Origin of the sequence: Marinobacter sp. C1S70 (assembly GCF_000475355.1) — a bacterium.
Lineage (GTDB): Bacteria > Pseudomonadota > Gammaproteobacteria > Pseudomonadales > Oleiphilaceae > Marinobacter > Marinobacter nauticus.
In genome coordinates this window covers 54,686-66,945 of sequence record NZ_AXBW01000038.1, presented here as the reverse complement: position 1 = coordinate 66,945, position 12,260 = coordinate 54,686, and the positions used below count along the sequence as shown (strand labels likewise).

General features: G+C 56.8%; 12 protein-coding genes. 6 read left to right on the top strand and 6 right to left on the bottom strand.

Going from position 1 to position 12,260, the window contains the following annotated elements; genetic code table 11:
• Positions 1–148: 148 nt before the first annotated feature.
• Positions 149–796 (top strand): metallophosphatase domain-containing protein, encoded by a 648-nt coding sequence (locus Q669_RS11860; RefSeq protein ID WP_022992413.1) that lies wholly within the window; start codon positions 149–151, stop codon positions 794–796.
• Between the two features lie 32 nt (positions 797–828).
• Here the strand turns inward: Q669_RS11860 and Q669_RS11855 are convergent, their stop codons facing one another.
• On the bottom strand, positions 829–2,556 hold the full coding sequence (locus Q669_RS11855; RefSeq protein ID WP_022992412.1) for a putative bifunctional diguanylate cyclase/phosphodiesterase: 1,728 nt from the start codon (positions 2,554–2,556) through the stop codon (positions 829–831).
• 149 nt (positions 2,557–2,705) lie between these two features.
• On the opposite strand from Q669_RS11855, the gene Q669_RS11850 reads away from it, so the two are divergent.
• A complete protein-coding gene (locus Q669_RS11850; protein ID WP_022992411.1) occupies positions 2,706–3,557 on the top strand; it encodes a putative RNA methyltransferase in 852 nt (283 codons plus the stop codon).
• Here Q669_RS11850 and Q669_RS11845 read toward each other — a convergent pair.
• The 3 genes from Q669_RS11845 to Q669_RS11835 form a co-directional block, all read right to left on the bottom strand.
• A complete protein-coding gene (locus Q669_RS11845; RefSeq protein WP_022992410.1) occupies positions 3,539–4,285 on the bottom strand; it encodes a DUF3581 family protein in 747 nt (248 codons plus the stop codon). The two genes, Q669_RS11850 and Q669_RS11845, sit on opposite strands and share 19 nt — an antisense overlap.
• A 193-nt stretch (positions 4,286–4,478) precedes the next feature.
• On the bottom strand, positions 4,479–4,685 hold the full coding sequence (locus Q669_RS11840) for a cold-shock protein (protein WP_011784828.1): 207 nt from the start codon (positions 4,683–4,685) through the stop codon (positions 4,479–4,481).
• A gap of 246 nt (positions 4,686–4,931) precedes the next feature.
• Positions 4,932–5,804: a LysR family transcriptional regulator ArgP gene (locus Q669_RS11835; RefSeq protein WP_022992409.1), complete on the bottom strand. Its 873-nt coding sequence runs from the start codon at positions 5,802–5,804 to the stop codon at positions 4,932–4,934.
• A gap of 89 nt (positions 5,805–5,893) precedes the next feature.
• Between Q669_RS11835 and Q669_RS11830 the strand changes: the two genes are divergently transcribed.
• The 4 genes from Q669_RS11830 (at position 5,894) to Q669_RS11815 (ending at position 11,147) form a co-directional block, all read left to right on the top strand.
• Positions 5,894–6,499: a LysE/ArgO family amino acid transporter gene (locus tag Q669_RS11830; protein WP_022992408.1), complete on the top strand. Its 606-nt coding sequence runs from the start codon at positions 5,894–5,896 to the stop codon at positions 6,497–6,499.
• A gap of 124 nt (positions 6,500–6,623) precedes the next feature.
• Entirely contained in the window at positions 6,624–7,778 is a 1,155-nt protein-coding gene (locus Q669_RS11825) for an efflux RND transporter periplasmic adaptor subunit (protein ID WP_022992407.1), read from the top strand.
• Positions 7,775–9,709, top strand: coding sequence for a MacB family efflux pump subunit (locus Q669_RS11820; RefSeq protein ID WP_022992406.1), 1,935 nt, complete (start codon positions 7,775–7,777; stop codon positions 9,707–9,709). The genes Q669_RS11825 and Q669_RS11820 overlap by 4 nt, the downstream gene beginning before the upstream one ends.
• 4 nt (positions 9,710–9,713) lie before the next feature.
• Positions 9,714–11,147: an efflux transporter outer membrane subunit gene (locus tag Q669_RS11815; protein ID WP_022992405.1), complete on the top strand. Its 1,434-nt coding sequence runs from the start codon at positions 9,714–9,716 to the stop codon at positions 11,145–11,147.
• On the opposite strand, the gene Q669_RS11810 is transcribed toward Q669_RS11815, so the two are convergent.
• Together Q669_RS11810 and Q669_RS11805 are read right to left on the bottom strand one after the other, a co-directional pair.
• Positions 11,095–11,889 carry an RES family NAD+ phosphorylase gene (locus tag Q669_RS11810; protein ID WP_022992404.1) on the bottom strand — a complete coding sequence of 265 codons (795 nt, stop codon included), beginning with the start codon at positions 11,887–11,889 and terminating at the stop codon, positions 11,095–11,097. The genes Q669_RS11815 and Q669_RS11810 overlap by 53 nt on opposite strands.
• Positions 11,886–12,251, bottom strand: coding sequence for an MbcA/ParS/Xre antitoxin family protein (locus tag Q669_RS11805; RefSeq protein WP_022992403.1), 366 nt, complete (start codon positions 12,249–12,251; stop codon positions 11,886–11,888). Before Q669_RS11805 ends, Q669_RS11810 begins: the two co-directional genes overlap by 4 nt.
• Positions 12,252–12,260 lie beyond the last annotated feature (9 nt).

Genomic DNA, 12,260 nt, shown 5'->3' with positions numbered 1-12,260 from the left:
AGGCATTCCTACCGCAACTAGCCTATGTAGCAGCGAGGTTTTCTACGCCTGATTGTCGAAAAAGGCTTACCGAAATTGCCAGCAGCTTGCTGTTATCTTGTATTCAGTGGAGTGAAATCTCTAACCCATTAAACACAGATTGAATGAAATGAAATTGGTCTGCATTTCCGACACCCACAGCCTGCATAGGCGCATTCCAGACATCCCGGACGGCGATGTGCTGATTCATGCCGGGGACTGCCTGGGGCAGGGTACGTTAGAAAACGTCAGAGATTTCAACGACTGGCTTGGGACTCTACCCCACAGGCACAAGATCGTTGTTGCCGGTAACCATGACTGGGCTTTCCAGGAAACGCCGGAACTCGCGCGGGAGGCATTAACCGAAGCCATTCACTTGGAAGACAGCGGTGTTGAGATCGAGGGAGTTCGATTCTGGGGCTCGCCCTGGACGCCTGTGTTCATGAATTGGGCGTTTATGTTGGACAGAGGTGAGCCGCTGTACAAAAAGTGGCAGCTCATCCCGGACAATACCGACGTGTTGATCACCCATGGACCGCCTAAAGGGATTGGTGATGAGGTTATGCTGGGATCCAATGCCTTGAATGTTGGCTGTGAGCAGCTGTTAGATCGAATCCAGCAACTTCTATTGAAGGCTCATGTCTTCGGGCACATTCATGAGGGCTATGGTGAGTACCTGCAGGGCGAAACCCGTCTCATTAATGCCAGTACCTGTAACGAACGTTATATGCCTGAGAATACTCCGGTGGTGTTAGATTTACGCCTTCAAAGGGGCTGAACTTAAAAACGCCATTCTACGTTTGTTGCTCATTAACTGCGCGAAGTCAGGGGCTCCATAAACGCCTCAGCCGCTTTCGCCGGCATCGGTTTGGCGTAAAGAAAGCCCTGAGCGAAATCGCAACCGAGATCCCGTATCAGCTTTGCCTGTTGCTCGGTCTCTACACCTTCTACAAGAATGCTCAACCCGAGACTCTGGCCGACCGTAACCATGGCTTTCATGATGGCCATGTCGCTTTCATTTTGCATGGCGTAGTGCAGGAAACTTCGATCGATCTTGATGCTGCATACCGGGAGCTTCCGAAGATAAACCAGGGAAGAGTATCCGGTGCCGAAGTCGTCAATGGATATATGGAGCCCGGCAGCCTTGAGGCGCTCCAGTTGCCTGGTTTGACCTTCTTCGCTGCCAAACACCTCGTTCTCCGTAAGTTCTACCCCGAGTTGCTCAGGCTTCAAACCATAACGTTGAATGGTTTCCAGGATTTGGTCAGCCAGGTGTGGATTGGTCAGTTGGCGACCGGACAGATTGACGTCAATGCGTACGCCCGCGAGCTCAGTTCCCTGCCAGGCTTTAAGCTGTTTGCATGCGGCTTCGATGACCCAGTCACCGATACGATTTATAAGCCCGGATTTTTCAGCGACCGGGATAAACGTCGCCGGGGAGACAAGGTTTGATGCTTTATCGAAACATCGCAAAAGCGCCTCGCAGGAGGTCGTCCCGCCAGTTCTCAGGTCTATTTGTGGCTGGTAGTAAAGCTCCAGGCCACCATTCGTCAGGGCTTGGCGCAGCAGGGCGGTTATCTGTTGGTATTCGACTAGCCGATCGTTGATGTCAGAGGTGTAGAAGCAGACCGTATTTTTTCCGATCTCCTTTGCGCGGTACATGGCGGCGTCTGCGTTGCCCATAAGTTCCGCCGCTGTACTGCCATTATGTGGATAAAGACTGACGCCAAAACTTGCGGACACCTGATAGCAATCAACTTGAAGCTGCACTTTGTTTTCCAGCGCCTTTATCAGACGCTGGAGCAATTCATGAATTCCCTCTGGGCCGTCAAAATCAAACAGAAGAAGCACGAACTCGTCGCCTCCGAAACGGCTGAGCAGATCGCTGTGCCTTAGTTCCTGCTTTAGAATGTCGGCTACCGATTTAAGGAGGGTGTCGCCGTGATGGTGGCCGAGGGTGTCGTTGATCAGTTTGAAGTTGTCTAGATCCAGAAAGATCACCGCAACTTCACGATCCTGGCGTTCTGCCTCCGCCAAACGGCTTTCAAGCTCAGATTCCATCAAGCGGCGATTGGGCAGTCCGGTAAGGTCATCAAAACTGGCGCGGTGGACCAGCTCTTCCCGGGCTTGCTTCTGCTCTTCCAGGCTGATGTCGATACAGAACATCTCGCACTCGCCGGTTTCCTGTTTGATCATGACGTGACTGGAGTAAACCGGTACCAGATGACCCTCTTTGTGTTTCAGTTCCAGTTCTTCTGAGGGAATGCTGATGTTGTGATCAAGCCAGTTAGTATGGGCCTCAATGACGGCGGCGCGCATGGGCTCCGGAATAATCAGGTCCTCCAGCAACTCTCCCTGAGCCTCAGTTCTGGAGTATCCATACAATCGTGTGCTGGCTTCATTCCAGTAGATGACCCTCCGATTCCGATCGTAACCCTGAACGGCAACCATCGGCAGGCTCTCAATCAACTCATGGAACTTTTGTTCACTGTGCTCCGATTGTGACGGTGACGACGATCTGTCCTTCCTCTTCTCCATGACGGACGAGACTCCTCCCGGTGGGTGAGAACGCATCTATGCGTTTTCGAGTCATTCACAACAAGAATAGGAAGCCATTCCGCAGTTTGCGAGCCTGATGGGGTATTCCTTGTTAGAATGGCCCGGAATTTCCAACGTTTGGACGCTCAGTGAACACCACTTCCTTTGAATCCCTCGCCTGTCCGCTCGACGGCAATCCGCTACAGCGGGAAAACAAAGTCTGGCGATGTCCGCAGGGCCATAGCTTCGATATTGCCCGCCAGGGCTACGTAAATTTGCTGCCAGTTCAGAAAAAGCGCTCGAAAGAGCCCGGTGACAGCAAAGCCATGGTGGCCGCGCGCCAGCGCTTTCTTGAAGCCGGGTACTATCGCCCGATTGCGGATGCCGTGTCGGCCGCAACGCTGAACGACGCGAGCGAGGGCAGTGAGCTCAGCTGTCTGGATGCCGGCTGTGGCGAGGGTTATTATTTGCGCCAGCTGGCGTCCCCCGAGGGTGAAGTCTCGCTATCGTTGCTTGGACTGGACATTTCCAAGTGGGCGGTACTGGCCGCGGCACGCAAGGAAAAGCGCGCATGTTGGGTGGTTGGCAGCAATGCTAATCTGCCGGTGTTGTCGGCTTCAGTGGACCGTCTTCTTTGCCTTTTCGGGTTTCCGGTGTATCCGGAGTTTGCCCGAGTTATGCGGCCGGGTGGGCGACTGGTGCAGGTAGACGCCGGCCAAGACCATCTGAGGGAACTGCGGGAGGTTGTCTACCCGGAAGTTCGCGCAGACTCCCGTAAAGTGGCTCCGGTACCTGAAGGGTTTCGGCGAATTGGAACTCAGGATTTGCGCTTTACCGTGCATCTGGAAGGTGCCGAGCCGATTGCCGATTTGCTGGCAATGACTCCGCACCTTTACCGTGCAAGCGCGGAGGGCAGGGCTCGGGCTGCGGCACTGGAGACGTTGTCGGTAACCGTGGATGTCTGCCTGCAAACGTTTGAACGTTACAATCCGGCAGGTTGATCCTCGCTTTCTATCCCCCAGCGGGTACCCCTTGCCTTGAGCCGGTAGAATTCCTCAATGATGCCGGCCATGGCTTCAGGGCAGTATTCCCGCACGCCGCCCAGCACCAGGCGCTTGGAAACCTCGCCAACGGTTTTTCCGGATGACTGAAGGTTGTATTCGAGCGTTACGTTGCCTCGTTTCCCCGCAACTTCCAGATCCGCATTATTTAACTCAAGGTCTGGCTGAGGGTTCTCCAGCTGCGTGAGGGCCAGGCTCATGCTCTCATACATCACCATCGGCCGGTCAGGATTGAACATGACCCCGTTGGATTCCATCAGTGGTTTGAGTGTATGGGGGAAGTTTTTTCCGGACGCTGCAACATAGCACCGACTGAACTCTTCAATCACCTGTTCATCCCGGGTTATCGCGCCGTTGCGGGTAACTTCCAGGTAGATCTTGCCCGCTTCGTCGATAACGTCGATGGTTTCGCCGTTGTCGCTTTCGCGAAACTCAAGAGGAACCTCGGCACCAAGCAGGTTACGGAACTTGAAGGTCATGTTTTCTGAGAGCCCGAAACGGGATACCACAAGAGTGAACAGCAGGTCACCGGGCACGCAAAAACGCCGGGCGTCCGGGTCGTGGATCGGGTTGAAGTCCCCGGCGATTTCTTTGGCGAAGTAGCTCGCCTGGGGTGCGGAAATCACAATACGTCCATCCTGGACGGAATAGAACTGGTCAGAAAACATGGTGAGCCTTTTCTGGTTTGCTTAGCCTTGAGGGCGTGGGGAGTGAATTCACCCGAGCGGGCATTATAGGCCTTAGCGTGGCTCAGGGTGAGCCCGACCATGGTACTAATAAGGATGAATACGGACTAACACGGAATTTCAGGCAACAAAAAAGGCAGCTGAAGCTGCCTTTTTGATCGTACTGGGCTGTTAATTACAGACCAACTACGTTTTCCGCCTGAGGACCTTTCTGGCCCTGAGTCACGGTGAACTCAACCTGCTGGCCTTCTGCCAGAGTCTTGAAGCCGCCGCCCTGAATGGCGCTGTAGTGAACGAAAACGTCCGGGCCGCCTTCACGAGTGATAAAGCCGAAGCCTTTGGATTCGTTGAAGAACTTAACAGTACCGGTAACAGTAGACATATTTTACTATCCTGAATTCAATCATTTAATGTGCCGCCTGGTCTCGTTGTGAGGGCAGGTCAGCGGTGTGCGGAAACATAAAAACTGGCGTGATCAAAAACAGGACGAACACTACTTATAACAACAGGGATGCGTCTTATTGATGAATGCTTTGCTAAATCTTTCCAACGACCGCCACTGTACTCCTGTCTGGACGGTTTGCATAGCTGTTTTTTCTAGGCAGATACCCTGATTACGAGAAATCACTCAAAACACGTCACTGGAATCCTGCAGCTTGCGGGTCAGCCGAGACATCAACTCTCCACCGTGCCGCCAGAAGTGCCAGTAAAGCGGTACTTCCATGCCGCTGCCCGGGGCGATATTAACCAGTCGCTTTGCCTGGATATGCTCCCGGGCCTGAATTTCCGGAATCATTCCATAGCCCATGCCGGCCAGCGCGAGCTTTACGAAGCCTTCGGATGAGGGGCACAGGTGGTGCGGAAACTTGCCCTGATAGCCCACCTGGGCCAGAAACCGATGCTGGAGTTGATCGTTGGGGCCAAACACAATGGCGGGCGCGGATTGCAAGCTCGCGTTGTTCAGTCCGTCAGGAAAATATCGGCGGCTATACTCCGGTGTGGCCAATGGCTGATACGTCATCACTCCCAGCGGTATGCATCGGGCGCCGGCAACCGGCTGGGGGCTGCTGCAAAGGCAGGCGGCTACATCGCCCTCGCGCATTCGCCGCAGGCCTACGTCCTGATCTTCCACCACCATGTCCAGAAGAATGCCCTCACTGGCGCAGAAATTACCCACGGCAGAGGCCCACCAGGTTGCGAGGCTGTCGGCATTGAGCGCGAGGCGAAATCGGGTGGCTGGTTCGGCCAGGGAGGGAATGGAGTTGGTCAGGTCGCGTTCCAGCAGGCGCACCTGATGAACATGATTGAGCAATCGCTGGCCGGCGGGCGTTGCCCTCGGGGTTTGGCTGCGCACCAGCACGGGTTGGCCCAGCCGGACTTCAAGGGTACGAATCCGCTGGGAAACAGCGGACTGGCTGATGCCAAGCATGTCGCCGGCTTTGTCAAAACCGCCGGCATCGACCACGGCAGCAAGAGCTTCGAGCAACTTGTAATCAAGCATAAGCAAAACTTATCGGGCATTAACAAGGTGAATTTCAAGTATAGCGGCAACGGGGTAGGCTTTCGCCATTAATCATAAGGAGTGCAGCGGTGTTCGAGAGTTATCTGACAGGCCTGGTGGTGTGTGGCGGTATTATTGTAGCGATTGGGGCCCAGAATGCTTACGTTCTCAGTCAGGCCATTCGTCGTGAGCACCATTGGTGGTCGGCGGGGCTGTGCATGACTTCAGATATCCTGCTGTTCACCCTGGGCATGTTTGGTGTGAGTGCGGCGCTGATGGCCATGCCCGAGGCGCTGGATGTACTCAGATGGCTGGGCGTTGCGTTTCTCGGTTTGCTGGCAGGGCAGGCGTTATATCGGGTTCTCAAGGGGAGGGCGTCGCTGGAGGCCGGGGAAGCTCGGCGCAGCACCGTCAAAGGCGTGATCCTGACAACACTGGCTGTCACCTTGCTGAATCCTCAGGTTTATCTGGATACATTACTGCTGATTCCTGCGGTGGGTGCTCAGCAGCAGGATCCGGCCACGTTTGTGGCAGGTGCCAGCAGCGCATCCGTGCTTTGGTTTGGCGCTCTGGCATGGGCAGGTTCCCGACTGGCTCCCTGGCTGGCAAGGCCGGCGGCCTGGCGTGTGATTGACGGTGTAATCGGCCTTATGATGGCTGCGATTGCTATCCAGCTCGCTGCAGGAGGGCTGTAACCTATATTCTCTTTGCGCCTGACATCGTTCGTGTAAAGGTTTCGCAAAACCCTGATCCCCGGCTTCTTTTTCCCGTATCAGTTCTCTATGGTTCGGTCTGATTTGAACTCGTGGAGATATCTGAATGGCCTCTGCTACCCGTGCCAGGCATCGCCGGCTGAAGTGGGTTGGATTTCTGGTTGTACTGTTCGCTTTGGCTTTCGCTGCCTTTTGGTACGCCCGCAACGGTAACGGCAATGAGCCGGCGTTGAATACCGTGGCGGTGAGCCGAGGCGACATCCAGAATCTGGTTTCGGCCACCGGCGTGCTTGAGCCGAGTAATTATGTGGATGTGGGTGCACAGGTTTCCGGTCAGCTGGAGCTGATTCACGTACGAGTGGGCCAACCCGTTAGCACCGGCGATCTGCTGGCGGAAATCGACCCTACCGTCTATGTGGCGAAAGTGGATGCCACCCGCGCCCAGTTGAAGAACCAGCAGGCCCAGCTAGCCGATCGCAAGGCCCAGCTGCGGCTCGCCGAGATCCAGTTCCAGCGCCAGCAGAACCTGTGGCGTGAAGATGCGACCACACGGGAATCCCTGCAGACTGCCGAAGCATCGTTAGCGTCTGCCCGGGCGCAGTTGGCCATGCTTGAGGCACAGATAGAACAGACCTCCTCCACCCTGAGGGCTGAAGAAGCCAATCTGGGTTATGCCCGCATCTATGCGCCGATGGATGGCACTGTGGTATCCATCGAAGCCCGCCAGGGGCAAACCCTGAACGCGAGCCAGACCGCGCCGTTGCTTATGCGCATTGCCAATCTGAGCACCATGCGGGTGCGGGCCCAGGTGTCTGAGGCCGACGTCGGCAAGCTGCAACCGGGCATGCGGGTGTACTTCACCACACTTGGCGATTCGGAGCATAAGCTCTACGGCGAGTTGCAGTACATTGAGCCAACCCCCGAAGTAACCAACAACGTGGTGCTCTACAACGCGCTGTTTACGGTGGATAACCAGGAGGGGCGGCTGTTGCCCCAGATGACCGCCCAGGTGTTCTTTATTCAGGATGAGGCGCTGAATGTATTGCGGGTGCCAGTCAGTGCGGTGGTGAGAAACCAGGTCAAGGTCCTGGATGCGAAGGGGCAGCCACAGATTCGGGCCATCGAAACCGGCATCAGCAACCGCGTATACGTGGAGGTTCGGTCCGGATTGAATGAGGGTGATCAGGTGGTTCTTGCAAACCGGGATCCGCGGGCCGGTCAGGGTGAGAGTAGGGCTGCCTTTCGGGGTATGCTGAGGTGAGCCCGCGACCGTTGATTGAGCTTCAAGGCATTACCCGATCCTTTGGTGATGGCGAACTGGCGGTTCCTGTGCTCAAGGGCATTGATCTGAAAATCTGGCCCGGTGAGTTTGTGGCCATCATGGGGCCATCGGGCTCCGGCAAATCTACCCTGATGAACATCCTCGGCTGTCTGGATCAGCCCAGCGCTGGCCAGTACCGGTTCAATGGCAGGGACGTGTCTGCCCTGGACCGGGACGAACTGGCACGGCTTCGGCGCGATGCCTTCGGTTTTGTGTTCCAGAGCTATAACCTGCTGCCTGGAATGACTGCCCGGGAGAATGTTGAGATTCCGGCAATTTATGCCGGTATGGCGCCGGCCGAGCGGCATGCAAGGGCGGAACGGTTACTCACCGGGCTCGGGCTGGGCGAGCGCCTGTCCCACAGGCCGGCCCAGTTATCCGGTGGCCAGCAACAGCGAGTGTCAATTGCCCGGGCCCTGATGAACGGCGGCCAGTTAATCTTCGCAGACGAACCGACCGGTGCTTTGGACAGCAAAAGCAGCCAGGAAGTGATCCGGCTGTTAACCGATCTTTCCAGACAAGGCCATACCATCATCTTGATTACCCACGATCCCGACGTGGCAAAAGTGGCCCGCCGTCAGATCCGCATTGCCGATGGTGAGCTTGTTGAGGACACCGGCGCCGAAATGCCATCCGCGCAAATACCAGAAACTGACCAGAATGGCCGTCGCCACTCTCGTCTTGGGGATTGGCAGGAGGCCCTGAAAAGCGCTGTGCGTTCCCTGCACAGCAACCTGTTTCGGACGGCGTTGACACTGCTTGGCATCGTGATCGGGGTTGCCTCGGTGATCACCATGCTGGCGATCGGGGAGGGGGCCCGAAAGGATGTCGTCGACCGAATCAGCACCATGGGCAGTGATCTGCTGCTGGTGCGCCCGGGTGGTCCCGATCAGCGGGGTGGGCGCTGGAGCGTGACCACACTGGTACCATCTGACTTCAAAGCAATCAATGAGATAGAGGGTGTTCTTGCAGCAATACCTGAGCTTACTGGCGGCCAGACGCTACGCTATTCCAACCGGGATCACTCGGCCGAGATCAATGCCACCTCCTTCCGGTTCCCGGTGGCCCGCCAGTGGCCTGTTGTTGAGGGCACCTTCTTCAGCGCCCAGGATGAAGCCAGTTACGCAGCCGTAGCGGTATTGGGCAAAACCACCGCCAACGCTCTGTTTCCTGACGAAAGCCCCCTTGGCAAACACCTGATGGTTAACAACGTACTGTTTCAGGTGATTGGCGTGATGGATGAAAAAGGCGCCTCTCCCATGGGACAGGACCAGGACGATGTGGTGTTTGTTCCCTACACCACGGGCAGCCTGCGCATTTTCGGGCAAACGCACCTGCGCAACATCACCGTAGCTGTGGCCGACATCGACCGTATGGATGAGATCGAAGCCCTCATTCACGACACTCTGATGGCCCGCCATGGCATTGAGGACTTTACTATCCGCAACATGGCTTCATTGATTGAAACCATTTCGGAAACCCAGAATACACTCACCTGGCTGCTGGGCTCTATTGCAGCAATTTCCCTCCTTGTGGGTGGCATCGGGGTGATGAATATCATGCTGGTGAGCGTCACTGAACGTACCCGCGAAATCGGTATTCGCATGGCCACTGGTGCCCGGGCGTGGAATATCCTGCAGCAGTTTCTGACCGAGGCCTGGCTGGTATCGGCCATTGGCGGGTTGATTGGTGTTGTCATCGGCATTGCGGCAACCCGGATTATTGGCTCCCTGGGAACACCCATTCACATGACGCTGCTACCCATGGCTCTGGCCTTTGGTTGCGCTTTTGCCACGGGCCTGCTGTTCGGGTTTCTGCCCGCCCGTAAGGCCGCCCATCTGGACCCTGTTCATGCCCTGGCCTCGGAGTAATGTTATGAGCCTTCGCCATATTGCACTGGTGTCGGTGTTGCTGACCGGGTGCGCGAGCTTTCAGCCACAACCCGTTGATCTGCCGTTGAATCCGCCAGCCCAGTGGCACATCGGGGCAGACGCCGGCGAAGCGGCTGGTGCTCGCTGGTGGCATGCCTTCGGTGACGAAGAGCTCAACCGTTTAATAGACCGGGCACTTTCGAATAATCCGGATCTGGCTGCCACCGCTCAGGCAGTGATTCAGGCAGACTTGCAGTTGCGCAACGCCGGAGCTGCCTTGCTGCCGACCCTTGGTGCGTCGGGAAGCACGGGTAAGCAGGCAAGCGAGGCCTCCGGTCAGGATCGTGTCACCAGTGGTTCGAGTAGCCTCGGGCTGTCGGTTGACTACGAGCTGGATCTCTGGGGTCGCCTGTCCGCCGCGGAAGCCGGGGCTCTCGCTGGTTTCCAGGGCTCGGAGTATGACTATGACGCCGCCCGAATGACGCTGGTGGCCTCGGTAGCCAGTACCTGGTTCGAATGGCAGGAGTTGCAGCAGCGCGTGGATATTGCGCGTCGGAATCTGGAACTGGGTGAAAAAACACTGGCCCTCGTCGAGGCCCGGTATCGTAACGGTGTGGCCGATCGCTCGGAATTGTCCCGCCAGCAAACCTCCGTACTGAACCTGAAGAATGAGGTGCCGCCACTGGAGTATCAGGCCCGGCAACGGTTAGCGGCTTTGCGGCTACTGACCGGGGATTATCCGTTTACGGAAGAGATTCCGGAGGCTGGGCTACTTGCGGTTCAAGTGCCGGAGATCAACCCGGAAACGCCGGCCAGCCTGGTTACCCGAAGACCGGACCTGGCGGCTGAGGAGGCTCGGCTGATGGCCGCCAGTGCGGACGTCGAGCAGGCCAGGGCGGCCTTGATGCCATCGGTGTCGCTCAGCGGCGCGGTTCGCTTCTCTACCAACAGCTTTTTAAGCCTGGCAGACCCACTGCAAACCGCCAATGGCCTGCTTGCCCTCAGCCAGACTCTGTTTGATGGAGGCCAGCGTCGCAACAATGTGGCCATTTCGGAATCCCGGCGGGTGGCTTTGTTGGAGAATTACCGTGCCAGCCTGCTCTCGGCATTCCAGGAAGTAGGGGATGCACTCGACAGAGAAGCGCTGTACCTGGATCAGGAGCAGCGGTTACAGAGTATTCTCGCCCAGGCGGAAGAGACCTTACGGTTGACCGAAGTGCGCTATCGGGAAGGGGCAGATGACCTGCTCACCTTGCTGGAAAGCCAGCGAACGGTGTTTGATGCCCGGCAGCAGCTCAGTCAGGTACGACTGAACCGACTGATTGCAGCGGTGGATCTTTACAAGGCGCTGGGAGGCGGCTGGCAGACAGAGCCTCAAGGGCGTGCTACGGCGCCGGCTGAGGTAGTTCGCCTTCGATCAGAAACTGGTCCAGGCTGAATTCGTAAACCTGTTTACTGCCATCCGGTTCCGACAGGCTCATGGACACCTGGCTGGGCGACGTCACGGCAATCAGTTTTTGATAACTTCTGGGTGCGGCGTCCCGGAACACGCTGGCATTAAACAAGGCCACATTGACGCCCTCAACGCCGTTGTCTGGATGGTACGGAAGAGCGTAAAGGCCGGCTTGCAGGGCGCGGGCTGAGAGAAACTGGAAGGCGCCCACTTGCAGGCTACGCATGTCGGTACCCACAGCCTGGCTTTCCCGGTAGCTGACTGGATCTGTCAGCGTATGATGAAGATCCTGCCAGTGTTCAGACTGCAGCCGAACACCTCGTTCCGTTCGGAATCGGGCGCTGAACACCGTGTGCAAGGTGGTTAACGGGCGCTTGAACGGGGTTTTCAGGTGGCTCATGAACACAAACCGGTAAAACGCGGTTTCCGCCAGGGCAGCGGGAATGGCCATGGCTCCGTAGAACAGGCTTGGCTCGAAATTGCGGCCAAAACGTGAGCCGTATTTCAGGGGTGGGTAGCGGAACGGGGTGGTCAGCAGGTAATGGTGTTTTCGTGCCGTGCCGGGTACCGGAGGCTTGTTGCTTTCCAGCAGTTCCTCCAGTCGATTCTGTTCCTGCATACTGTCGACAATGCGCGCCGTCGCGATGTCTTCCTGGCTTTCCACTACCCGGAACAGGCTGCCTTGCAGCGGTGCGATGGACTGGGCAATCCGTTCCCGATAATTCAAATCCGCCCCCGCATGGCGTCCAGGTAGTGAACCACCCGAACCAGGCCTTCCGTGCTCTGGATCATCTCTCTGGGTGTATCCTCAAAATAGTGGTTGGGCGTGTTCAGCCAATGGGTCATGGCCTCCCTTTCACCGCCGGTCAATGCATAGACGCTGCGGTAAAGCCGGATAAACAACAATGCCAGTTCACCGGACTTGCTGGCCGGATCGATGCCGTCGCGGGTCAGACCTGTGCGGTTTCGGCCAACCACGGATGCGATTTCCGCTTGTGGCAGACCAAAGGCTTTCGCCGCGTTCAGCAGAGCCTTGGACAGCAGAGCTTTATCGCTGGATTCCGGTGCTACGCGAACCGCTTCTGACATGCCCTGACC